The sequence below is a fragment of the Sinosporangium siamense genome (assembly GCF_016863435.1).
GTDB classification, from domain to species: Bacteria; Actinomycetota; Actinomycetes; order Streptosporangiales; family Streptosporangiaceae; genus Sinosporangium; species Sinosporangium siamense.
This window is the reverse complement of sequence record NZ_BOOW01000027.1, coordinates 162,894-185,202: the sequence shown is the minus strand read 5'-3', so window position 1 is coordinate 185,202 and position 22,309 is coordinate 162,894. Positions and strand designations below refer to the sequence as shown.

Sequence of the window (22,309 nt, the reverse complement as noted above, 5' to 3'; positions counted from 1 at the left end):
TCGACGTGCTCGGGCTCGCCGTACTGCTTGTGGGGATCCCGCTCCTGTGGCTCATCGACTACAGGCGCGAGGTCCTGATCACGTTGAACGCCCCCGAGGGGGCGATCCGGCTGCCTCTCACATTCCGGGCGGGGTTACCGGACAAGCTCGCCGATATCGGCACCGATCTCCGGGAGGTCGAAGCGGAGCTGGAGGCGGGCTTCGTCAGTGACAGGCGCGGGCAGGGTGACTACTTCTGCCTGAGCGGGCAACGCTTCGACGTCTTCGTCAGGAGCGAGCCCGAGGAGGGCAGCGGAGAGCCGCTGGCGGTCGTGACCTCGGTGAAGAGGCGGAGGCGTCCGTTGAACGCGAGGTTCACGGTCAACGCCGCGGTGAGCTTCCACACGCCGCGGGAGGGGCGCCAGTGCGACATCGACGCCGTGCACGAGGAGGTGGGCGAGCGTCTGCGCGCCGCCCGCCGCGCCCACGACCTCGCCGAGTCGGGCCTTGGCTCGCCGGACGACCGGATCGTGGAGAAGAACCGGCTGCACGCCCAGGTCCGCCGGCATTACTCCGCCCTGCTGATGATGATCGATCTGCTGTCGGAACGGCTCAAGCACGAGGGGACGGTGAGCGTCGCGGGCGTGGTGCTCGCCGCGTCGCCGCTGTATCCGCCTGGGACGTTCCCGGTCCGCCTGCACGGTCCCGGCGAGCCCGGTCCGAATGAGCAGGGTCCGAATGAGCAGGGTCCGGACAAGCGCAGTCCGGACGAACACGCTCCGGACGAGCCCTTCGGCGCCGGCACGCCGGTCGTCGTGGCGGCCGGCCGGGAGTCGGCGAAGGTGCAGGTCCAGGCGGTCGACGGAGACGTCCTCCATCTGGGTCAGGCCGACCGGCTCGGCCTGGTCCCCGGCGACCGGGTGAGTGTTTCGAGCAGCGCGCGCTTCGGCCTCGCCCCGCACTCCTACGCACTCAAACGGCTTCTGCAGGAGGAGGTGGCGGGCAACTGGGAGGTGCTGGCGCGGATGCTCAGCGCGCCCTCGACGCTCCCCCCGCTGCCCTCGCCCCGCCCGCCCGCGGCGTTCTTCGACTCCGGTCTGAACCGCGAGCAGCGAGAGGCTGTGACGGGGGCGGTGTCCAGTCCGCACGCCTTCTTCATCCAGGGGCCGCCGGGGACCGGCAAGACCACGGTGATCACCGAGATCGTCCGGCAGCTGGTGACCCGGGGCGAGCGTGTGCTGCTGCTCGCTCCGATGCACGTCGCGGTCGACGAGGTACTGCGGCGCCTCCGTGACGTCGACGGCGTGTTCCCGCTGCGCCTCGCGTGGGACGACAGCCGGGTGCGGCCGGAGCTCCGCAGGTTCACCAAGTCGGCGATCGCCGGTGAGATCGCGCGCAGGGCGCGCCGCCCGGAGACCTCCGGCGTGGCCGGCTGGCGCGCCGAGGCGGCCGGCCTCGCCGAGGAGCGTTCCCGGATCGAGGCATACCTCGCCGCCGTGCGCGCGCAGGCCGACGCCGGCGCACGGCGCGACCGGGTGCTCCGCGACGGCGAACGCCACCGCGCCGGGCACCGCGCCGCCGTGGCGGAGGCCGGGCGTGAGATCTCCCTGGCCGCCGGCGCGGAACGGGCCGCCGCCGGACGGCTCGCCCGGGCCTCCCGGCTCGAACACGCCTCTGGCGAGGCGGTGGCGCGGCTCGAAAACGGCGCCACGGTCTGGACGGTGCTGCTGGCGAGCATCGGCATGGGTGCCCTCGGCCGTGCGCGCCGGGAGCACCGGGCGGCCCAGCGCGACGTGGAAGCCGCCAGCCGCGAGCACAAGGGCGCGGCGGCGGCGGGTGCCCGGTGGCGGGCCCGGCTCGACGCCCTCCACGCCGGGCACGCCAAGCAGGAGCGCCGCGAGCGCAAGGCACAGGCGCGAGTCGCACGCCGCACCGAGGAGACCGCACACGCGCGGGCCCTGCTCCCCGACCCCGATCTGGCGCACGCCGGCGAGGCGCACCTTGCCGCGCGGGTCCGGTCGATCAAGGACCGGGAATGGCGCCTGGACCGCTACGCCCACCTGGAGCGACGCTGGTTCCACCTCACCGGCCTGGACCGGGCGGCGGGTCGGGACGAGGAACAGGGGCTCATCGACAGCCTGGCCGGGCAGCTGGCCGTGTCGGCCAATCTCGTCTGCTGCACCACGGTCGGGTTCGGCGGCGACAGGGACCTGCGCGGCGAGGAATACGACACGCTCATCGTCGACGAGGCCAGCCGGGTCGTCGACAGCGAGTTCCTCATCGGGGCCAAGCAGGCCCGCCGCTGGATCCTGGTCGGCGACGAAAAGCAGCTCCCGCCGTACGTGGAGGCGAAGAACGAGCACTTCCTGCACGCGCTGAGCGCCCTGCACATGACGGAGCGGGGCGCCGCCCCCGACCTGCGCGCCGCGGTCGACACGCTGGGGAAGCTGTGGCTGGAGGAGGAGGAACTGCACCGCTTCCGCGGCGAGTCCGTCACGGGGATCGCCGAGGGCCTCCACCGCGAGCACTGGCGGGCGGTATACCGCGAGAAGTTCGCCGAGGGGCGCCGCCGGCTTCAGGACCGGGGGGCCGACGGCGACCGCGAGTTGCTCGGCGCCATACGCACCCACCTCGTGCGCAGCCTGTTCGAGCGGTGCGTCGCCGAGGGCCCGCCGTCCCTGCGGCAGGAGCTGATCGAGCAGCGCAGGATGATCGATCCGATCGCCGCGCTGATCAGGGAGCCGGTGTACGACGGGCGCTATCGCAGCGCCCCGGCGGACGAGCTGGCGGCCTCGGGGGTGACGGAGCTCGTCACCGGCCAGACGTTCCGCCGTCCGCTCACGTTCCTTGACACCTCCGGCCATCCCCGGGCCGGTGACGAGCTTGTGGGGACGGGGTTCGTCAACGTGCTCGAAGCCGACCTGGTCGCCGCTGCCTGCCGGATCTGGGAGCACGAGCTGCGGGCCCGCGAGGAGAAGAACGTGACGGTCAGCGTGCTGACCTTCTATTCCGCCCAGGCACGCGCGATCAAGGAGCGGCTGGAGCGACAGGGGGACTTCCAGGTCCTGAGATTCGAGGTGATCGACGCGATCGACAGGATTCAGGGCCAGCAGAGTGATCTGGTCGTCATCAGCTTCTGCCGTACCCGGCGCGGCGGGGGCCGGGAGCTGTCGAACTTCGCGCTGTGGCTGCAGGACGTCCGCCGGCTCAACGTCGCCTGCAGCAGGGCGCGCCGCGGGATCACGCTGATCGGCCACCTCAACACCCTCACCCGGCTGCGCGGCGTGCCCGAGGCGGAGCGGTTCTACGCGAACATGGCCGGGCTCTTCGCCCCCGGCAATCCGCATGCCCTGCTGCTCAAGCAGCTGGAGGTGAATCCCACGTGAAGCTGGTGCGGATCAGCCCCACGCCGCTTCCCGGCGGCGGGGTCGCCGCCGTGCGCGAGGCGCTCCTGCCCATGCTGCACTGGCGCAACGTGCCGGTGCTGCGCAGGCAGTCGCGGGAGCTGACGTCGCTGGAGCGGTTCGTCCTGGAGATGGGGCTGACGTTCGGCACGGTCGAGCCCGCCGACTTCGCAGCGGTGACGTCGCTGCCGCCCGCCGTGCTCGCGGGGGCCGCGTGGCGCCTGGTCGCCGACGGGGTGCTGGCCTGCGACGGGAGCGGCTACCGGGTCGATCCGGAGCGGGCGGCGACCGTCCTGCGGCAGCGGACCGCCGACCGCCCGGTGCCCTCCACGGCCGACTTCGTCCTGCTGCCCCGCACCGGCGAGCTGTTCGTCGTCCCCTCGGAGCAGAACAGCTGGCTGCGCGACCTCGAACGCAAGCAGGTGATCGCGGACCTGCGTGCTCCGGTGCCGTCCGAGCTCAGGGCGTACACCAGGGCGGAGTATCTCGGCATGCGTGTGCGTGAGGGCACGGCGGGCGGGCGGGGCTCGGACATCGCCGACGTCCCGATCCCCGAGCACGGCGACGTCCCGCTCATCGAACCCCTGAGGGGTGAGCGGGGGCGGCCGGATCTGCCCGGGGTGTGCCCCGTCTACCGCTGCCGCGCGATCGTCCGGGAGGAGCCGGGCTCCGGCCTCGCCGCGGACGTCACCGTCACCGGGACCGCCCGCCGCTCCGGCAAGAACGGTGAGAGGGCCGAGGTGAGCTTCACCTTGGCCGGGAGCTTCGCCCTGGTCAGGGTCGACGGCCTGCTCGGCGGATGGCTGGAGATCGCCGGCCGCCTGGAGGACCCGGCGCTCCAGCGCGCCCTGGGCGAGGAGCTCGGTCTGCCGGGGGCCCCGGCGCTGCGGCGGCGCGGTTACGCCGCCTGGGAGGTCCTCGTGAACGGCGAAGCCGCCCGCGCGCTCTGCCGCAAGGGCAGGACGCTGAGCGACGTGACGGGATTCGCCGTGCAGGCCGAGGAAGCCGCGGTGGAGGTCTCGTGCCGGTTCTTCCCAGTCGACGACGAGGCCCGGCTGCTGTTCGCCCGTGACGACGTCGTCGCGGCGGTGATGGCGGCGCCCGACCCCGCGAAGGCGCTGAGGCAGGCCGCCGCGGAGGCCGGCCGCCGCTACGGGGCCGCACTCACCGAGGAGTCCATACGCGAGCGGATTTGGGCACTCGGCCACTACGCGCTCACCTACGAGCTGCGCCGAGGTAGGGACTTCGCCTATGACTGACCGGATCGACCTCGGCGCGCTCACCTTCGACGACGGGTTCTTCCTCGTGCGGGACGCCGGCCGGTCCCACGGCGCGTATTCGCCCGGCGACCCGCCGCCGGGCGGTTACCGGCACGTCTTCACCTACACGGGGTCGCGCACGAGCATCAAGGACGCCGCTCTGGAGATGATCCGCGAGGCGCGCGACAAGGTGTTCGTCGCCAGTTTCCTCCTCGGTGAGAACGACCTGCTGCGCGCCCTGTACGCCGCGGCCGAGCGCCTGCGTGGCGGCGTCTACATCGTCTCGGAGCTGAGCGAGCAGAGTCTGCGCCGCCGCCTGGCCGAGCTGGAGGAGACGCGCGACCCGGACGACGCCGCCCGCGTCCAGCGCAAACACTTCGCCGAACTGACCCGGCGGGGCATCGCCGTACGGGGGCACCCCGATTGCCATGCGAAGTTCGTCGTGGTGGACGACCGGGTCGCGCTGATCTCCAGCGCCAATCTGGACACGAACGGGCTCAACAAGATCGGGGAGAACGGGGTGGTCGTCCGCGAACCGGCGGAGGTCGACAGGATCGCCCGGTTCTTCGTGCGGTTGTGGCACGCCAGCTCCTACGAGATGCCGCCGGGGTCGGCGACCTACTCGGTCCAGAAGGTGGAGCCGGCGCCGAGCCCGTGCCGGGTGCCGAGTCCCGGGGAGCCGCCGGCGCCGGGTGTGATCTGGACTCACGGCGACGAGCGGTTCATCCTGTCCCACCTGCGCGACGTGATCGGCGAGGCACGCGGCAACCTGCTGCTGGCGACGTTCTCGCTGAACGGGCTCGTCGATCACCCGGACCTGCTTCTCGGGCCGCTGGAACGCGCGATGTCCAGGCGGCGGCTGCGGGTCGATCTGCTGTGCCGGGGCCGCAACAACATGGCCGCCCACCGGGCCGACGCCACGGCGCTCGCCGACCTCGGAGTGCATGTGCACGCCGACTCGCTCAACCACGCCAAGGGCGTCGTCGCCGACGGGGTGAGGGGCGCGTTGTTCTCGGCGAACTTCGACGCCGCCCACGGCCTGCTCGACGGCGTGGAGACCGGGGTGCGGCTGGACGGCGAGGCCGCGCTGGCGGAGGCCGTCCGCTACTTCACCCATGCGATCGACCAGGCCGACCTCTCCTTCGCCCGGCGTCCGGCGCAGAGGGAGATGGACCGCCGGCTGGCCGCCGGATGGCGCAGGCCGTGGCCTTTGAAGCAGGAGCTTCACGTCGGCTGCGAGGACGAGGTGTGGCTCGCGTTCCGCGCTCAGGCCGCGCGGCCTCCGGTGCTCTACACGCAGGAGAGGGAGGGGAGCTTTCTCCTGTACGCGGGTGAGTCGGTGTGGGAGTTGTTCGGCACCGGCGACCGGGGGCGTTGGTGGTTGGCCCCCGCGCCCGGGGAGTCCACGCCGGGGGCGCGTGCGCTGCTGGACGGCTGGTTGTCCCGGCCGCGCGAGACCGCCGCCGGGATCCGGCGGGGTCTCTGCCCGGCCGTCCTGACACGCAGGTGAACGGGCCTGGCTGTGCCGTACCGCCTGTCCTTGCGGGGTACGGCGGTGACTGTTGCCCGCTTTGTCGAATATGCGATTGGTTGATGGCGCTTTAGGCAAACGGGATTGGTTCGTTGCCCGGCTCGTTTGGCGCGTGAGGGGCGTCATCCCTGCTCGGTCGGGCGGTGGTGCTCCTCCACCGCCAGGCGGGCCAGGTCGACACGTGAGTCGATGTCCAGTTTGCGGAAGATCTGCCGCAGGTGGAACGCCACCGTGTGCACGCTGATGTACATCTGGTCGGCCACCTGCCGGTTGGTCAGGCCGCGGGCGACCAGATGGGCGACGAGCCGCTGGGTGGCGGTCAGGCCGTCCCAGCCCAGGGCCGAGGGGCGGCCCCGGGTCCAGTGGCGGTGCCGTACCCCGAGCCGGCGCAGCCGCCGCCGCGTCCGGGCGGCGTCGCGGACGGCGCCGGTCGCCTCGTAGCCGAGGAGGGCGTCGTCGAGGGCGCCGACCGCGCCGTCCCGGTCTCCCCGCCGGGCGAGGAGGGCGCCGAGGTCCTCCCGGGCGGAGGCGCGGGCGTGCTCGTCGGGGTATTGCGCGGCGGCGCCGGTCAGGGCGGAGGCGTCGCCGGTCAGCAGGCCCCGGGTGTGCGCGGCGGCTGCCAGGAGCAGAGGGTGTCCGGGGTTGTCGCGGGCGAGGCGGTCGGTGGCGGCGGCGACGGTCTCGGCCCGGTGGTGGTCGCCGGCGCCGAGGGCGTGCCGGACCAGCCAGGCGGCGGCGGTGGGTTCCACGACGAGGGGGGACGGCAGCCGGTCGAGTGCGGAGCACAGGTCGCAGGTCAGGGTGGCGGCTCTGCGGCGGTTACCGAGGGCCTCGGCCGCCTGAGCGGCGATCAGCAGGCAGCGTGCTCGGCCGTGGGTGGCGGCGTGGTCCGGCAGGGGGGTGTGGCCGACGGTGTCGGTGCAGGCGGCGGCGGTCTGCGGGTCGCCTCGGCGGAGCGCCGCCGCGCCGAGGACCGCGGCGCCGAGCGAGGTGAACAGGCGTGCGCCCGAGGCGTCGGCGGCGGCCAGGGCCGTCTCGGCCGCGGTCACCGCGTCGGCGGGGCGGTGGCGGGCCAGGTCGAGCCGGGCGGAGAGCACGGCGGGGCCCGCGGCCCACGCCTGATTCTCCGGCCTGTCCACCTCCTCACGGGCGGTGCGCAGCACGGTCTCTGCCTCGTCGAGACGGTGGAGGTCGAGCAGCATCGAGGCCAGGTTGAGCCGGGGGTGGAGACTGCGGGCCTCCTGTGTGCCCTCATCGGCGCGGCTTACGGCCTCCCGGGCCGTGCGCAGCCCCTCGTCGAGGTGGCCGGTGTCCCATCGCGCGGCCGACAGGAGCACGAGGCCCGCGACCGGCGTGGCACCGTCTCCGTCGGGAAGCCCCTCGGCCGGCTCCCCCGCCCGCGCCCCATCACCGGGTGCCCCGGGCGGGGGGTGAAGGGGGGCCGCTTCCGCGGCGGGCCCGGCCCGGCCGTGCGGGAGCCCGCCAGTCTGGTGGTGCGGGTCCGCCTGTCCGGCGGTGCCGCCCCACTCGTGCGAGGCCGCCTCCCCGGCAAGACCGCCGCCGGGCGGGTCGTAGGGGGAGGCCGCTTCCTTGGCTGGGCCGTACCGGCCGGGTGGGGGCCCGCAGATCTGGTGGTGCAGGGCCTGCCGCACCGGCACGGGCATGACCTCCAAGACTGCACGGCGGACCAGGTCGTGCCGGAAGACCAGGCCGCCGCCGCCCGTGGTGAGCAGGCCGGCGTCCATAGCCTCGTCCAGGGCGGGCAGAAGCGCCGCCGGGGTCCCGCCGAGCGCCCCGGCCACGTCCTCGGGTGAGAACGGTGCCCCCAGCACCGCGGCGATCTCCGCCACTCCCCGCGCCTGGCCGCTAAGCCGGTCCAGGCGCCGCGCCACCAGGGTAAGGAGTCGCCTGGGCAGCCGTTCCGCGACAAGGTGCGCCGCACCGCCCGCGACACGCACCCCCCGCTCCTCGCGCAGCCCGGTCACGAGTTCGGTCAGCAGGAGCGGGTTGCCGCAGGCCCCGGCGGCCAGTTTCAGCAGGTCGAGGCCGGGCGGCGCGGGCAGCAGGTCGGCGGTCAGGCCGGCCGCGGCGCCCGGCGGCAGCGGACGGAGCTCCAGCCGCACCGCGCCCTCCGCCTCCAGCGTCGCGAACAGGCGTTCGGCACCGGGTGACCGGCCCGTGGTGCCGCGCGCGAGCAGCCACACCACGGGGTACGGCGTAAGCCGGGCCCGCAGGGTCCGCACCGCCGTCAAGGTCGCGGGACCGGCCCACTGCAGATCGTCCAGGGCCACCACGAGGGGACGGCGCGCGGCGAGGGCCTCGGCCCGGGTGCGCAGCCGTTCGACCAGCGTGAGGTCGGTTTCGGCAGGGGTGGGCGGCGGCTCGCCGAGCGCGGTGAACAGCGGCGCCATCGGGACAAGCTCCCCCAGCTCCTCGGCCTGCCCGGCGGCGACGGCGAACCCCTGCCCGGCGGCCTTGGCGGCGGCCTCGGCGAGGATTCTGCTCTTGCCGGCGCCGGTCTCCCCGTCGAGGAGGAGCGCCCCGCCCCGGCCCGATCTCGCGGCGCGCAGCAGACCGAGGACTGTCCGCCACTCATGGTCACGCCCACGCATGCGACCCCTTTCCCACCGATCGGTCGCCGCCCATCCCGAACACTGTCCGTCACGAAGGGGTTACCTCTATCGTAGGCGCGGCCTCCCCACATCCCCCACCTGGGTAGCCGCACCTGCACCTCCCCAGCCTCAGCAGTCCGATCCGGGGGGGAGGACTACCCAGATTGAGGATGTAAGGATGGATATCCGAAGCAAGCCTCGATAGGGAGGGCCTTTCGTTTCCCGGCACCCGGCCAGGGCGCCGGGCGACCGGGGCCGCATCCGACCGGACCCATCGAGGGGGTTTTCGCGATGCCCATGCTTCAGAACCGCCGGGGTACACAGGGGTCGTACCGCCTCTCCCCGATACGCGAGTTCGAGGACGTCTACGATCACCTCGGCCGCCTGATGACCTCGGCTCTCGGCGAGGCCGCCGTCGGTGAGATGCCGTGGTCGCCGCTCGGGGACATCTCCGAGACCGAGGACTCCTACGTGATCGAGGTCGATCTTCCCGGCATGTCCAAGGAGCAGATCGACGTGCAGGTGAACGACCGCGAAATCTCGGTTTCCGGCGAGGTCATGGAGAAGGAGCACGGCCGCCGGCACCACAAGACACGCCGTACGGGCCGCTTCGAGTATCGCGTCGTCATGCCCGGCGACATCGACCCCACCCGGGTGGCCGCGCAATACGACAACGGCGTGCTCACGATCAACGTGCCCAAGGCGGAGGTCACCAAGCCGCGCCACATCGAGATCTCGGGATGAGCCATGGCCCTACCCGCGTCCGCGTCCGGTTCCCCGGCGGCGGGGTACACGCCGGTGGCCGTCTACACCGACTACCTGCGCGCGCAGAAGGCGGTTGACTACCTCTCCGACAACCACTTCCCGGTGGACAGGACGGCCATCGTCGGCAGTGGTCTCAAACTCATGGAGAAGGTCCTCGGGCGCATGACCCCCGCCAAGGCCCTTGGCAGGGGCGCCATCGCGGGCGCCTGGTTCGGCCTGCTCATCGGGCTGTTCCTGGCGATCTTCTCGACCCGGGCCGGCACGGCGGGGATCGTGATCCTCTGGGGCCTGATCTGGGGTCTGATCGCCGGGGCGCTGTTCGGTGTGGTGTCGCACCTGCTGACCAAGGGGCAGCGGGACTTCGTCGCGGTCAGCCAGGTGGTCGCCGACAGATACGAGGTGCTCGTCGATCCCGAGCACGCCGAACGCGCACGGGAGATGCTGCAGGCCGGCGGGGTCTCCGGCGGCATGTGAACAGGAGGCTCTCATGGCCAAGGCAGTGGGAATCGACCTTGGGACGACGAACTCGGTGATCGCCGCCGTGGAGGGCGGGCAGCCCGACGTCATCCCCAACGCCGAGGGGTCGCGTACGACCCCGTCGGTGGTGGCGTTCACCGAGCAGGGCGAGCGGCTGGTCGGCCAGCTGGCCAGGCGGCAGGCCATCCTCAATCCCAAGGGCACGATCTACTCGGCCAAACGCTTCGTCGGCCGCCGCTACGACGAGGTGACCAGCGAGATGGCGGCGGTGTCGTTCGACGTGGTGCCGGGGCCGAACGGCGAGGCCCGCTTCGAGATCCGCGGCAAGCAGTACACCCCCGAGGAAATCTCCGCCCTGGTGATCCGCAAGCTCGTCGACGACGCCGGGCGGCACCTCGGCGAGCGGATCACCGAGGCCGTGATCACCGTGCCCGCCTACTTCAACGACGCCCAGCGCCACGCGACCAAGGACGCAGGGCGCATCGCCGGGCTTGAGGTGCTGCGCATCATCAACGAGCCGACCGCCGCCGCCCTCGCCTACGGCCTCGACAAGAAGACCAACGAGACGGTGCTGGTGTTCGACCTCGGCGGCGGGACCTTCGACGTGAGCATCCTGAACATCGGCGACGGGGTCGTCGAGGTGCGTTCGACCGCCGGCGACACCCACCTGGGCGGCGACGACTTCGACCGGCGCATCGTCGACCACCTGGCCGACGAGTTCCAGCGGCAGGAGGGCATCGACCTGCGGCGCGATCCGCAGGCGCTGCAACGGCTGTTCGAGGCGGCCGAGAAGGCCAAGGTGGAGTTGTCGTCGGTCACCCAGACGACGATCAGCCTGCCGTTCGTCACCGCCGACGCCAACGGTCCCAAACATCTCAACACGACCCTGATGCGGTCCACGTTCGAGCAGATCACCGCCGATCTGGTGGAGCGGTGCCTGGGACCGGTCAAGCAGGCGATGTCCGACGCCAAGCTCACCGCCGACGACATCGACGAGGTGATCCTGGTGGGCGGCTCCACCCGGATCCCCGCCGTGCAGAACCTCGTGCGCCGCCTCACCGGAGGCAAGGACCCCAACATGTCGGTCAACCCCGACGAGGTGGTCGCGATCGGCGCCGCCGTCCAGGCCGCCGTGATCAAGGGCGAGGTGAAGGACGTCCTGCTGCTCGACGTCACGCCGCTGTCGCTGGGCGTGGAGACGCTGGGCGGGGTGATGACCAAGGTCCTCGAGCGCAACACGACCATCCCGGCCCGCCGTACCGAGACCTTCAGCACCGCCGAGGACAACCAGAGCTCCGTCGACGTCGTCGTGCTGCAGGGCGAACGCGAGCGGGCCGCCGACAACCGCGTGCTCGGGAGGTTCCGGCTGGAGAACATCCGCCCGGCGGCGCGGGGTGTGCCGCAGGTCGAGGTCACCTTCGACATCGACGCCAACGGCATCCTCAACGTCTCGGCCAGGGACAAGGAGACCGGCGGCGAGCAGCGCATCACGATCAGCGAGAGCTCGACGCTGCAGAAGGACGAGGTCGAGCGGATGATCGCGGACGCCGAGCGGCACCGCGGCGAGGACACGCGGCTGCGCGAGCTGGTGAACGCCCGCAACGAGCTGGACTCGGTCGCCTACCAGGTCGACCGGCGGCTCGGCGAGCTCGGCTCGGCGGTGGCGGCACACGACAGGGCACGCGCCGAGATGCTGGTCGCCGACGCCCGGCAGGCCGTGAAGGAGGAGGCTCCGCTGGACCGGCTGCGTTCGCTGACCTCGGAGTTGCAGCAGGTGTTCCACGGACTGGCCGCCACCGCTCCGGGCGGGCCGCCGCCGGGCGGGGCGGGTGAGGACGGCGAGCGTCCGGGAGGCGACGACGTGATCGACGCCGAGTTCACCGAGCCCGAGTGACCTGCCATGTCCGAGCACGATCCGGCGTCCGCCCCGCCCGGCCGGCCCCATCCTGAGCGGGCAGGTCCCGATCAGGATGGGTTTGAGCAGACGGGGGCAGGGCGGGGCGGGCCCGAACAGGCCGCGCCGGAAGGGCGGCCTGACCGGGCCGAGGAGCTGGAAGCGCTGGTGGCACGCCTTGAGCAGCGTGTGGCCGAGCTCGAGGACCAGTGGCTGCGTGCCCTCGCCGAGCTCGACAACATGCGCAAACGGGCGGCCAGGGAGGCCGAGTGGGAGCGGGCGCGGATGTTCAGGGAGTGGCTGCCCGTGCTCGACCACCTCGACCTGGCGCTCCAGCACGCCGAAGCCGAGCCCGCCTCGCTCGCCGAAGGGGTGAGCGCGGTGCGCGACCAGGCGCTCGCCCTGCTTGAGAGGTACGGCTACGCCCGCCAGGACGACGCCGGGGCCGGCTTCGACCCGGCCCGGCACGAGGCGGTCGGCGCGGTCCCGGCGGCCGATGTCCCGTCGGGGACGGTCGTCGGGGTGGTGCGCCCCGGCTACGGCGAGGGCGACCACCAGCTTCGGCCCGCGGCCGTGATCGTGTCGAAGGCGGACTAGATGGCCGATCAACGCGACTTCTACGAGGCGCTCGGTGTCTCCAGGACGGCGAGCGAGGAGGAGATCCAGCGCGCCTACCGCAAGCTGGCCCGCACCTACCACCCGGACGTCAACAAGGACCCGGGGGCCGAGGAGAGGTTCAAGGAGGCCTCCGAGGCCTACCAGGTGCTGTCCGATCCGGAGACGCGGCGCCGCTACGACGCGTTCGGGCCCGACTTCCGCCGGGTGCCGGAGGGCGTCGACCCGCAGGCGTGGGCCCGCGCGGGCGCCGCGGCCGGGGCGGGCCAGGGAGGCCGGGGGGGCGGGGGGCGGCGGCGGGTCGATGTGAACATCGACCTGGAGGACCTGCTCGGCGAGATGTTCGGCGGCGTGGGGGGCCGCAGCTGGGGTCCGGCGCCCGGCGCCGACCAGGAGGCCGAACTGGTGCTCACCGTCGAGGACGCCTACCGGGGCGGGCGCAGGACACTCACCCTCGGCGAGGGGCGGCGGCTCGACGTCTCGATCCCTGCCGGGGTGACCGACGGGCAGCGCATCCGGCTGGCCGGCCAAGGCGGGCACGGCGGGCGGGGCGCGACCCGCGGCGACCTCTACCTGCTCGTGCGCATCGCCGACCACCCGCGCTACCGCGTCGAGGGGCGCGACGTCCACGTGGCGCTGCCGCTCACCCCTTGGGAGGCGGCGCTGGGGGCGACCGTCCCCCTCGACACCCCCGGCGGGGAGACCAAGGTGAAGGTGCCGCCGGGCACCTCCACGGGCCGCCGCCTGCGGCTGCGCCGCCAGGGGCTGCCCAACCCGCACGGCGACCCCGGCGACCTCTACGCCGAGGCCCGCGTCATGGTCCCCGGTCATCCCACCGACACCGAACGCCACCTGTTCGAGCAACTCGCTACCGCCTCCGCCTTCGACCCGAGGAGGCCACGATGACCGGCTCCGCCGTACGGCACCCGGACCGGCCGACGACCCCTCACGCCTCAGGCCGGACCGGCTCCGCCGTACGGCACGGGCCTCGGGGCCCGGCGGCCCCGCGCGGCCGGATCGAGTGGCCGGCCCGAGCACCCGGCCGGACCGGCTCCGCCGTACGGCACCCGGACCGGCCCACGACCCCTCACGCCTCAGGCCGGACCGGCTGCGCCGTACGCCGCCCGGACCCGCGCGGGAGGCCGCGATGAGCCGGCTTGTCGTGCGGCGGGTGCCTCCGGGGCGGGTGCTGGACCTGGAGAGTTTCGCCCATGCCACCGGGCTCCACCCCGATCTGGCGCGGCGGCTCGTCGCGCTCGGCCTGCTTGAGGCCGCGCCCGACGCGGGCGGGCGGCTGTGGTTCCCCCTGTCGCAGATCGCCGCGGCGGGGCGGATCCAGCGGCTGCGGGCCGGGTTCTCGCTGAACTACGCCGCGCTGGGGCTGGTGATGGACCTGCTCGACCATATCGCGGAGCTGGAGGCGGCTCTGCGCGACCGACGCCGCAACCCACGCACCGGAGGAGGGTCGCCGTGGACCCGAACCGACTGACGCACAAATCGCAGGAGGCGCTGCACGACGCGCAGACGCGGGCGCTGCGATTCGGCCATACCGAGGCCGACGGCGAGCACCTGCTGTCGGCGCTGCTGGACAAACCCGACGAGCTCGTGCCGCGCCTGCTGCGCCAGGCGGGCGCCGACCCGGACCGCCTCAAAGACGACCTTGAGGCCGAGCTGGAGCGCCGTCCCCGCGTGAGCGGGCCGGGGGCGACACCGGGGCAGATCTTCGTGACCCGGCGCCTGTCGCGGCTGCTCGACGACGCGGAGCGGGAGGCCGACCGGCTGAAGGACGAGTATGTCTCGGTCGAGCACCTGCTGACGGCGCTGCTCGACGAGGGCTCGCAGACCGTGTCCGGGCGGCTGCTGCACGACCACGGTGTCACCCGCGACGGCTTCCTGCGGGCACTCACGGCGATCCGCGGCCACCAGCGGGTCACCTCGGCGACGCCGGAGGCGGCCTATGAGGCCTTGGAGAAGTACGGCAGGGACCTGGTGGCCGACGCCGCCGCCGGCAAGCTCGACCCGGTGATCGGCCGCGACGCCGAGATCCGGCGGGTGATCCAGATTCTCTCCCGCAAGACGAAGAACAACCCGGTGCTGGTCGGCGACCCCGGCGTCGGCAAGACCGCCGTCGTGGAGGGCCTCGCCCAGCGTATCGACCGCGGCGACGTGCCCGAGGGCCTGAAGGACAAGACGGTCTTCGCGCTGGACATGGGCTCGCTTGTGGCGGGGGCGAAGTACCGCGGCGAGTTCGAGGAGCGGCTGAAGGCCGTGCTGAACGAGGTCAAGGCGGCCGAGGGGCGGATCCTGCTCTTCATCGACGAGCTGCACACCGTCGTCGGGGCGGGCGCGGCCGAGGGCGCCGTGGACGCCGGGAACATGCTGAAGCCGATGCTGGCCCGCGGCGAGCTCCACATGATCGGCGCCACCACCGTGCAGGAATACCGCAAGCACATCGAGAAGGACGCCGCGCTGGAGCGCCGCTTCCAGCCGGTGCTGCTCGACGAGCCCTCCGTGGAGGACGCCATCTCGATCCTGCGCGGCCTGCGCGAGCGGCTTGAGGTGTTCCACGGCGTGAAGATCCAGGACAGCGCTTTGATCGCCGCCGTGGTGCTGAGCCACCGCTACATCTCCGACCGCTTCCTGCCCGACAAGGCGATCGACCTGGTCGACGAGGCGTGCGCGATGCTGCGCACGGAGATGGACTCGATGCCGGCCGAGCTCGACGAGCTGACCCGGCGGGTCACCCGCCTGGAGATCGAGGAGGCGGCCCTGTCGAAGGAGAGCGACCCGGCCAGTGAGGCGCGGCTGGACGACCTGCGCAGGGAGCTCGCCGACCTGCGCGCCGAGGCCGGCTCGATGCGTGCCCAGTGGGAGGCCGAGCGGCGGGCCCTGCGCAAGGTGCAGGAGCTGCGGCGCGAGATCGAGGAGGTGCACCGCCTCGCCGAGCAGGCCGAGCGCGACTACGACCTCAGCCGCGCCGCCGAGCTCCACCACGGCAGGCTGCCCGAACTCCAGCGCAGGCTCGAGGCGGAGGAGGAGCAGCTGGCGGCCAAGCAGGGCGGCAGGCGGCTGCTCCGCGAAGTCGTGACCGAGGACGAGATCGCCGCCATCGTCGCCCGCTGGACCGGCATCCCCGTCACCCGCCTCAAAGAGGGCGAACGCGACAAGCTGCTGCGTCTCGACGAGATCCTGCACCAGCGTGTCGTCGGCCAGGACGAGGCGGTGCAACTGGTGGCGGACGCCATCATCCGCGCGCGGTCCGGCATCAAGGACCCGCGGCGGCCCATCGGCTCCTTCATCTTCCTCGGCCCGACCGGCGTCGGGAAGACGGAGCTGGCCAAGGCACTGGCCGAAGGGCTGTTCGACAGCGACGAGAACCTCGTCAGGATCGACATGAGCGAATACCAGGAGCGCCACACCGTCAGCCGGCTGCTCGGGGCGCCGCCCGGATATGTCGGCTATGAGGAGGGCGGGCAGCTCACGGAGGCCGTACGGCGCAAGCCGTACTCGGTGGTGCTCTTCGACGAGATCGAGAAGGCGCACGCCGACGTCTTCAACACCCTGCTCCAGGTGCTCGACGACGGGCGGCTGACCGACGCGCAGGGCCGTACGGTCGACTTCCGCAACACCGTCGTCATCATGACGTCCAACATCGGCTCGGACTATCTCATCGAGGGCATCTCCCAGGCGGGGGAGATCAAGCCGGAGAGCCGCGAGAGCGTCATGGCGGACCTGCGGCGGCACTTCCGGCCCGAGTTCCTCAACCGGGTGGACGACATCGTGCTGTTCAAGCCGCTCACCGAGGCCGAGATCGAGCAGATCGTGGACCTGATGTTCAACGAGATCAGGGCGCGCCTCGCCGACCGCCGCCTGACGCTGGAGGTCACCGAGAACGCGCGGCGCTTCATCGCCCGCCAGGGTTACGACCCGGTGTACGGCGCGCGCCCGCTGCGCCGCTTCATCGCACGTGAGGTGGAGACCCGCATCGGCCGGGCGCTGCTCCAGGGCGACGTCGAGGAGGGCTCGGCGATCAGGGTGGACGAACGCGACGGCGAGCTGATCGTGACCTTCTGAGGCGCTATCTCAGCGGGTCGTTGAGCGTGAGGATGTGCTCCACCAGATCGGCGGCGCGTATGGTGCCGCCCTCGGACTTGGCCTCGGCGCGCAGCCACGCGGACCTGCGGGCCACCTCCGGGTCGGTCGTCAGGTCGGCCAGTGCGCCGCGCAGGGCCTCCGGGGTGGCGTCCTCCGTGTCGAGGCGGCGGGCCACCCCGAGGGCGACCAGCCGGTCGGCGTTGTCGAACTGCTCGGCCGCCTGCGGCACGGCGATCATCGGCACGCCGGTGAACAGCCCCTCGCCGCAGCCGCCCATGCCGGCGTGCGTGACGAACGCGTCGGCCTGCTCCAGGATCGCGAGCTGCGGCACCCACGGGTGCACCTCGACGTTGGCCGGGATCTCCCCGAGCTCGGCGGGGTCGACGTATTTGCCGATCTGCAGCACCACATGCCACCCGGGCAGGCCGCCGAACGCCTCCAGGCAGCGCCGGTAGAACTCCGGCTGCCGCGTGTAGGCCGACCCGAGGGAGATCAGCAGCACCTTTTCTGCCCCCGCGGGGCGCGTCCACCCGCCCTGCTCGCGCAGCGGGCCGAAGCACGGCCCGACGAACGACACCACCTCCGGGTCGACCTGCTCGGCGTGCGGCTGCATCGCCCGCGGGATCAGCGCCAGCACCCGCGGCGGGCGCCCGGAGAAGTCGTCCACGTCCGTCGTCGCCGCCCCGCACCCGGCCAGCCACCCGGCGAACCGCCCGCGGTAGTCGTCGGCCCCCGGCAGCGCCCACATCTGCGCCGCGACCTCCTCATAGCCCTTCCAGGCCACATATGTCGGCGACAACTGCACGAGCGGCCGCCGCTGGACCTCGGCGAGCGCGCGGGCGGCGTAGGCGCCGATGTCGTAGAGGTAGAGGTCGGCCGGGTCCCTGTCGTATACCTCGCGGAGCTGCGGCAGCACCCGCATGGCGTCGTCCAGGAAGACCCCCATCGCGGCGATCGGATCCTCCGGCCAGTCGTTGTCGGCGACCGGCAACCCCGAGGAGTAGGGCACGAGCTCGGCCCCCGAGGACCTGACCAGGCCGGCCACCGCCGCGTCGTTGGCATAGGTGACGCGGTGGCCGCGGGCCACCAGCTCGTGCACGACCTCCAGGCTCGGCAGGACGTGGCTGACGGCGGGAATGCCGACCATGGCGATGTGTGCGCGGCGAGCGGACATGACCTTCACTCTATGCCGACGATCAACACCCACCGGGGAATGCGGCCCGGCATGTCGCCACACTGGGCGAACCCCCACCCGAGGCGGCCGGTCACACACTCAGCCAGTTGGCGACCTGCTCCGCCGCCTCCAGGACGAGCAGGATTCCCGCGATGAAGACGATCCAGCTCACCGCCGTGCGGGAACCGGAGGCGAGCTTGTCCTGCCACCGTTCGAACCGCGCACGCACCCGTTCCCCCAGGGCGGCCCACGCGGCGAGAAGCAGCAAACCGGGGATCACCATGACGGTCACGTACACGGCGAGGAGCGGCAGCCACTGCACGGCCGCCAGGCCGGCCGAGGTCATGATGGCGATCGCGCCGAAGTACGGCACAGCGGTGGAGAACTCGAACAGCCAGGTCCCAAGCGCCAGCACCAGCATCGCGCGCATGGTGAAGGTCCGCGTCCGGACGGACGCGCGTTCGGGGTCCTTGCCGGGGATGTAGTAGCTCCCCACGATGAGTGCGACGCCGAGGAGGCCCTGCCCCCAGGCCCACACGGTGTCGTCGATCAGCGGCTCGACGGCGCCCAGGCCGAGCATGAGCAGGACGCCTAAGGCGAAGTACGCCGCCGCGACCGTTCCGAGGTATGTGCCGAGCAGGAGGCTCATGCGGCGCGGCCTGGCCAATAGCAGGTAGAGCGTCACCCCGATCACGCTAGGGCTCAGCGTGTCGAGCAGGGCCAGCCCGAGTACGGCTCCGATGGTCTCGATCGACAAACCTGTCTCCTTACAGGGTCAACGAGCCGCAATGACACGCCCGTGTTATTTAAAGTAGCACAGGGGTGTTACCATAAGGACGTGCCGCGACTCGTTGATCACGACCAGCGACGGGCCGAGATCGGCGAGGCCGCCATCCGGGTGATCCTGCGCGAAGGCCTGACCGGCGTGACCGTCCGCGGCATCGCCGCCGAAGCCGGCTGGTCCACCGGGTCCCTGCGGCATTACTTCGGCAATCAGCACGAGCTGCAGGCCTACGTCGTCCGGGCCGCCACCGAGACCCTCCACCGCCGGGTCCTCCCGCGCGTGCAGCGGCCCCGTACGGAGGGCTCGGTGGTCGACCGGATCGCCGGCATCGTGGAGGAGAACCTGCCACTGGACGCCGAGCGGCGCGAGGAATACGCGTTGTGGGCGGCGGTCGTGGAATGGGAACGCCACCACCCTCCCGAGAACGGCTCGGTCACGTGGGACGACCAGCGGGCGCTCTACCGCCAGTGCATCGCCGCCATGCGCGGCCACGAACCCGTCCGCGACCCCGACCGGGCCGCACACCCGCACCCCGACCCCCAGGTCGAACTCTGGGCGGCCCTCCTGCACACCTTCGTCGACGGCCTCGCCTCCCAGCTCGTCAACACCCCCGGTGAGCTGTCCCCTGGCACCGCCGCCGCCCTCCTGCGCTCACTACTGGAGGCCGTGCCCGGCCAGCAGCCGGATCCGCACGCGCTCCAATGAGGCTGAGAACAACCGAGAACACCCTTAGATCAGCTTCCTCCGGTCACGTTGACGGTCTCACCGGTGATGTTGCCGTTGAACGGAGAGCCGAAGAAGACGATCGCGCGGGCGACGTCCTCGGGGGTCGACAGGCGTCCTGTGGACGTGTGCGCGATCTCCGCGTCACGCACGCTCTGCGGCATCATCGCGAGATTGTTCTCCGTGCCGCCGCCCGCCGTCACCGCCTTCAATGTCGTGTCGATGTCGTCGACCTCCACCCAGGGGATGACGGCCTGCTTCTGGTACTCGCTGCTCATGACGGCCCCGTCGATGCCCGGCCCCGCGCGGTGGCTCTGCCGTTCGGCACGAGCACAGCGCGCACCGGGCTCGCGGGCGCGGGGGACACGACCGGCCAGTAGTGCTCGACCACGTCCCGCAAGGCCGCCGCCGGTGCATATCGCCGATAACGCATGAATCCCCCTTCCCCCGGCCACCGTACGGCATCGCCCCGCCGGCGGGAGACGGGAGCGGGGGCCGCACAGAACTCCTCGGGAAGATGCAACAGTTTGCCCTCCGGCGCCCACTGAGAGGTGACAGAGACGACGAAGGGCATGGGTAGTTGGAAACAGACCCGCGGTTCGCGGAGTTCGTCGCCGCACGGGGCGACGCGCTGCTGCGCTACGGCCACGTGCTGGCCGGGAACCCGCACGACGCGGCCGACCTGGTGCAGGAGGCGCTGCTCAAGCTGCGCGCCTCCTGGCGACGGCTCAAGGCCGAGGAGAACGCCGAGAAGTATGTGCGCACCATCATGGCGCGCATGCACGCAGCCACCTGGCGGTTGCGCCGGCGCGAACTGCTCACCTGGGACCTGCCTGAGCGGGGCCGCCTCGACGCGCTTCCCAGCGGCTTCGAGCAGACCATGTGGGAGGCGCTGGCCGGGCTGCCGCGCAAGCAGCGGGCGGTGGTGGTCCTGCGCTACTACGAGGATCTCAGCGACGAGGAGATCGCGTCGGCCTTGGGCATCTCCCGGGGCACCGTGCGCAGCCAGGTGTCACGGGCGCTTGACAAGCTGCGGTCCGCCCCGCCGGCGAGCGGTCTCAGCGTCGCCGGAGGCGTCACATTCGAGCAGGCCGGAAGCGCCACGTCCAAGCGAGGGGAACGGCGATGAACGACGTTGAGAACACGGTGCGCGAGACCTTGGCGCGGGCGGCGGGCCGAGCGCCTCGCCTGTCCGCCGCGGCGGCGGAGCAGCTGGAGAGAGGCTACCGGCGGCGCAGGCAGCGGTCGCAGGCGCTGCTCGCAGCGGTGGCGGCGGCGGCGGTCGCGGGGGGCGGCGTTCTGGGGGTGCGTATCGGTGACGAACAGGGGCCGTCACCGTCCGTCAACCCGCTGAGCGTCCCCTCGGCGATGATCACCAAGGCGGTGGACATGCCCAAGCCCATCGGGAAGGTGTGGCCACAGGCCTTGCACAAGCTGCCGCAGAAGGACGGTGAGGGCCGGAAACTGAACGCGGCGGTGCTGATCGACGATCACATGGTGCTCCTCATCGCCTCGCGCGGGTTCGAGCGCAACGAGGCGATCTACACCTACGACCTGGCCGGCAAGAAGCTGCGGAAGATCGCGGATCTGCCCACGTCGAAGGGAAGCGAGACCTTCCCCGCCGATTTCCGGGTCGGCGACGGACAGATCGTGTGGTGGACCGCGTCGAAGGAATTCAGGCGGATCTGGACCGTCCCCCTAACGGGCGGCGAGGTGCGGCAGGTGGTCGAGGAGAAGGTCGGGGGGAACACCCGCGGGTTCGACCTCGCCGGCGGCAAGGTCGCGTTCTCCGCCATGGAGGGCGGAGTTTTCACCGTTCCGCTGACGGGAGGCGCCGTGACACCCGTCGAGGGTGGCGCCGGGTTGCACCTGCTGACCTGGCCGTGGGCCGGTTCACCGGCCGACCCCGGCGCCTCGGCGCCCTATACGCATCTCGTCAACCTGGAGACAGGGGAGAGCAGCTCGGCCCTCGTCAAGGAGGGTGAACAGCTGTACGCCTGCGGGGTGCGGTCGTGCACGGGAACCACCAAGGACGGCAAGGCCTTCACCCGGCAGCGGGACGGCTCCCAGCAAAAGGAGATCCCGGTCGGCTACCAGATCCCGGAACCGCCGAGCCAGAGCCGCTTCCACTTCCGCAACATGTTCGACCGCCCCGGGATCGGTCTGTACGACGTGGACACGGGCACCTTCGCCGATCTCGGCATCCGCGAGGAGGTCGCCAGCCGCGGCGAGGTCCCCCGCGCGGACCGTACGGGACGCTTCATGAGCTACCACATCAAGAGCGGCCACTATCTGATCGACCTCACCAAGATCCCCTAACGCACGAACCGTCGAGCGGGCGGGTCACAGTGTTTGCTCCCCCGGACCACCCGGCGGTACGGTGACCCGCCTGAGCCTCACGGCCGGCCGGGCCGGTCGAGCCGGTAGACGTAGTGGGTCTTGTCGTCCGCCGGGTTGTCGGGTTCGAGGTCGCCTTCTGCCACGCGGCGCATGCCGGCCTTCTCCAGGGCCCGCCAGGACGCCCGGTTGACCGCCACCACCGGCACCAGGACACACGTGGCGCCGGGGATGTCGTGCCAGGTCGCCTCCAGCACGGCGCCGAGCATGCGGCCGCCGTGCCCCTTCCCGACCTGGGCCGGGTCGCCGATGAGGTAGTCGACGGTCACCGCGCCCTCGGGCACCTCGGTCACGGTCGCGAGCTCGGCGGCGTATTCGGGATAGTCGCTCAGCCGGCAGCGCTGCACCAGGCCGAGGGGGTGCCCGCCGAGGCTGATCAGCAGGTCTTCCGAGGGCTCCTCTCCGCGCGCGGCGGGGCCGAAGTCGCGTTCGATCGCCTCGGCGGAGGTCTCGTGGTTCCACCACCTCGCCACGTGCGGCTGCTCCAGCCATGTCCTCAGCAGCGGGAAGTCCTGCTCGGTCAGCCGGCGCCACGTCACCATGCGACCCCCCTCCTCATATAGCGCTGCCGCATGGTAAACCGACCGGACGGAGACGGCG

The 22,309-nt window shown here is 72.1% G+C and carries 19 protein-coding genes; 13 read left to right on the top strand and 6 right to left on the bottom strand.

Annotation, left to right across the window (positions count from 1 at the left end):
• Positions 1-5: 5 nt before the first annotated feature.
• Genes Ssi02_RS20515 through Ssi02_RS20505 form a run of 3 tightly spaced genes read left to right on the top strand, consistent with a single transcriptional unit; the run spans position 6 to position 6,152 of the window.
• The gene (locus Ssi02_RS20515; RefSeq protein ID WP_204027769.1) at positions 6-3,365 is read left to right on the top strand and encodes a DEAD/DEAH box helicase; all 3,360 of its coding nucleotides are present in this window, start codon (positions 6-8) and stop codon (positions 3,363-3,365) included.
• Positions 3,362-4,642: a hypothetical protein gene (locus Ssi02_RS20510; RefSeq protein WP_204027767.1), complete on the top strand. Its 1,281-nt coding sequence runs from the start codon at positions 3,362-3,364 to the stop codon at positions 4,640-4,642. Before Ssi02_RS20515 ends, Ssi02_RS20510 begins: the two co-directional genes overlap by 4 nt.
• Entirely contained in the window at positions 4,635-6,152 is a 1,518-nt protein-coding gene (locus Ssi02_RS20505; RefSeq protein WP_204027765.1) for a phospholipase D-like domain-containing protein, read from the top strand. The genes Ssi02_RS20510 and Ssi02_RS20505 overlap by 8 nt, the downstream gene beginning before the upstream one ends.
• A 143-nt stretch (positions 6,153-6,295) precedes the next feature.
• Here Ssi02_RS20505 and Ssi02_RS20500 read toward each other — a convergent pair whose 3' ends face one another.
• Positions 6,296-8,785 (bottom strand): ATP-binding protein, encoded by a 2,490-nt coding sequence (locus Ssi02_RS20500; RefSeq protein WP_204027763.1) that lies wholly within the window; start codon positions 8,783-8,785, stop codon positions 6,296-6,298.
• 291 nt (positions 8,786-9,076) lie between these two features.
• Between Ssi02_RS20500 and Ssi02_RS20495 the strand changes: the two genes are divergently transcribed.
• The 7 genes from Ssi02_RS20495 (at position 9,077) to clpB (ending at position 16,610) form a co-directional block, all read left to right on the top strand.
• Positions 9,077-9,529, top strand: a complete 453-nt coding sequence (locus Ssi02_RS20495; RefSeq protein ID WP_204027761.1) for an Hsp20/alpha crystallin family protein — start codon at positions 9,077-9,079, stop codon at positions 9,527-9,529.
• Positions 9,530-9,532: 3 nt separating this feature from the next.
• On the top strand, positions 9,533-10,024 hold the full coding sequence (locus tag Ssi02_RS20490; RefSeq protein WP_204027759.1) for a YflT domain-containing protein: 492 nt from the start codon (positions 9,533-9,535) through the stop codon (positions 10,022-10,024).
• A gap of 13 nt (positions 10,025-10,037) precedes the next feature.
• Positions 10,038-11,921 carry a molecular chaperone DnaK gene (dnaK, locus tag Ssi02_RS20485; protein WP_204027757.1) on the top strand — a complete coding sequence of 628 codons (1,884 nt, stop codon included), beginning with the start codon at positions 10,038-10,040 and terminating at the stop codon, positions 11,919-11,921.
• 6 nt (positions 11,922-11,927) lie between these two features.
• Positions 11,928-12,518: a nucleotide exchange factor GrpE gene (locus tag Ssi02_RS20480; RefSeq protein WP_204027747.1), complete on the top strand. Its 591-nt coding sequence runs from the start codon at positions 11,928-11,930 to the stop codon at positions 12,516-12,518.
• Positions 12,519-13,442, top strand: a complete 924-nt coding sequence (locus Ssi02_RS20475) for a DnaJ C-terminal domain-containing protein (RefSeq protein ID WP_204027745.1) — start codon at positions 12,519-12,521, stop codon at positions 13,440-13,442.
• A 115-nt stretch (positions 13,443-13,557) separates the two neighbouring features.
• Entirely contained in the window at positions 13,558-14,025 is a 468-nt protein-coding gene (locus Ssi02_RS20470; protein ID WP_239129184.1) for a chaperone modulator CbpM, read from the top strand.
• A complete protein-coding gene (clpB, locus tag Ssi02_RS20465; RefSeq protein ID WP_204027739.1) occupies positions 14,007-16,610 on the top strand; it encodes an ATP-dependent chaperone ClpB in 2,604 nt (867 codons plus the stop codon). Before Ssi02_RS20470 ends, clpB begins: the two co-directional genes overlap by 19 nt.
• 4 nt (positions 16,611-16,614) lie before the next feature.
• Here the strand turns inward: clpB and Ssi02_RS20460 are convergent, their stop codons facing one another.
• Together Ssi02_RS20460 and Ssi02_RS20455 are read right to left on the bottom strand one after the other, a co-directional pair.
• Positions 16,615-17,805, bottom strand: a complete 1,191-nt coding sequence (locus Ssi02_RS20460) for a macrolide family glycosyltransferase (protein ID WP_204027738.1) — start codon at positions 17,803-17,805, stop codon at positions 16,615-16,617.
• A gap of 91 nt (positions 17,806-17,896) precedes the next feature.
• Complete coding sequence (locus tag Ssi02_RS20455; RefSeq protein ID WP_204027737.1) at positions 17,897-18,562, bottom strand: GAP family protein; 666 nt, start codon at positions 18,560-18,562, stop codon at positions 17,897-17,899.
• Between the two features lie 81 nt (positions 18,563-18,643).
• Between Ssi02_RS20455 and Ssi02_RS20450 the strand changes: the two genes are divergently transcribed.
• A complete protein-coding gene (locus Ssi02_RS20450; protein ID WP_204027736.1) occupies positions 18,644-19,294 on the top strand; it encodes a TetR/AcrR family transcriptional regulator in 651 nt (216 codons plus the stop codon).
• A gap of 29 nt (positions 19,295-19,323) precedes the next feature.
• On the opposite strand, the gene Ssi02_RS20445 is transcribed toward Ssi02_RS20450, so the two are convergent.
• Entirely contained in the window at positions 19,324-19,590 is a 267-nt protein-coding gene (locus Ssi02_RS20445) for an SDR family NAD(P)-dependent oxidoreductase (RefSeq protein WP_204027734.1), read from the bottom strand.
• Positions 19,587-19,745: a hypothetical protein gene (locus tag Ssi02_RS20440; RefSeq protein WP_204027733.1), complete on the bottom strand. Its 159-nt coding sequence runs from the start codon at positions 19,743-19,745 to the stop codon at positions 19,587-19,589. Before Ssi02_RS20440 ends, Ssi02_RS20445 begins: the two co-directional genes overlap by 4 nt.
• Positions 19,746-19,892: 147 nt before the next feature.
• Between Ssi02_RS20440 and Ssi02_RS20435 the strand changes: the two genes are divergently transcribed.
• Together Ssi02_RS20435 and Ssi02_RS20430 are read left to right on the top strand one after the other, a co-directional pair.
• Positions 19,893-20,441, top strand: coding sequence for a SigE family RNA polymerase sigma factor (locus Ssi02_RS20435; protein WP_204027732.1), 549 nt, complete (start codon positions 19,893-19,895; stop codon positions 20,439-20,441).
• Positions 20,438-21,631 (top strand): TolB family protein, encoded by a 1,194-nt coding sequence (locus Ssi02_RS20430; protein WP_204027731.1) that lies wholly within the window; start codon positions 20,438-20,440, stop codon positions 21,629-21,631. Before Ssi02_RS20435 ends, Ssi02_RS20430 begins: the two co-directional genes overlap by 4 nt.
• 77 nt (positions 21,632-21,708) lie before the next feature.
• Here the strand turns inward: Ssi02_RS20430 and Ssi02_RS20425 are convergent, their stop codons facing one another.
• Positions 21,709-22,251 carry a GNAT family N-acetyltransferase gene (locus Ssi02_RS20425; protein WP_204027730.1) on the bottom strand — a complete coding sequence of 181 codons (543 nt, stop codon included), beginning with the start codon at positions 22,249-22,251 and terminating at the stop codon, positions 21,709-21,711.
• Positions 22,252-22,309: the final 58 nt, after the last annotated feature.

Excerpts from the sequence above, each read along its gene's own strand:
- Ssi02_RS20505 (WP_204027765.1), top strand. The coding sequence starts at position 4,635 with ATGACTGACCGGATCGACCTCGGCGCGCTCACCTTCGACGACGGGTTC.
- Ssi02_RS20500 (WP_204027763.1), bottom strand. The coding sequence starts at position 8,785 with ATGCGTGGGCGTGACCATGAGTGGCGGACAGTCCTCGGTCTGCTGCGC.
- Ssi02_RS20495 (WP_204027761.1), top strand. The coding sequence starts at position 9,077 with ATGCCCATGCTTCAGAACCGCCGGGGTACACAGGGGTCGTACCGCCTC.
- Ssi02_RS20490 (WP_204027759.1), top strand. The coding sequence starts at position 9,533 with ATGGCCCTACCCGCGTCCGCGTCCGGTTCCCCGGCGGCGGGGTACACG.
- dnaK (WP_204027757.1), top strand. The coding sequence starts at position 10,038 with ATGGCCAAGGCAGTGGGAATCGACCTTGGGACGACGAACTCGGTGATC.
- Ssi02_RS20480 (WP_204027747.1), top strand. The coding sequence starts at position 11,928 with ATGTCCGAGCACGATCCGGCGTCCGCCCCGCCCGGCCGGCCCCATCCT.
- Ssi02_RS20475 (WP_204027745.1), top strand. The coding sequence starts at position 12,519 with ATGGCCGATCAACGCGACTTCTACGAGGCGCTCGGTGTCTCCAGGACG.
- Ssi02_RS20460 (WP_204027738.1), bottom strand. The coding sequence starts at position 17,805 with ATGTCCGCTCGCCGCGCACACATCGCCATGGTCGGCATTCCCGCCGTC.
- Ssi02_RS20445 (WP_204027734.1), bottom strand. The coding sequence starts at position 19,590 with ATGAGCAGCGAGTACCAGAAGCAGGCCGTCATCCCCTGGGTGGAGGTC.
- Ssi02_RS20440 (WP_204027733.1), bottom strand. The coding sequence starts at position 19,745 with ATGCGTTATCGGCGATATGCACCGGCGGCGGCCTTGCGGGACGTGGTC.
- Ssi02_RS20430 (WP_204027731.1), top strand. The coding sequence starts at position 20,438 with ATGAACGACGTTGAGAACACGGTGCGCGAGACCTTGGCGCGGGCGGCG.
- Ssi02_RS20425 (WP_204027730.1), bottom strand. The coding sequence starts at position 22,251 with ATGGTGACGTGGCGCCGGCTGACCGAGCAGGACTTCCCGCTGCTGAGG.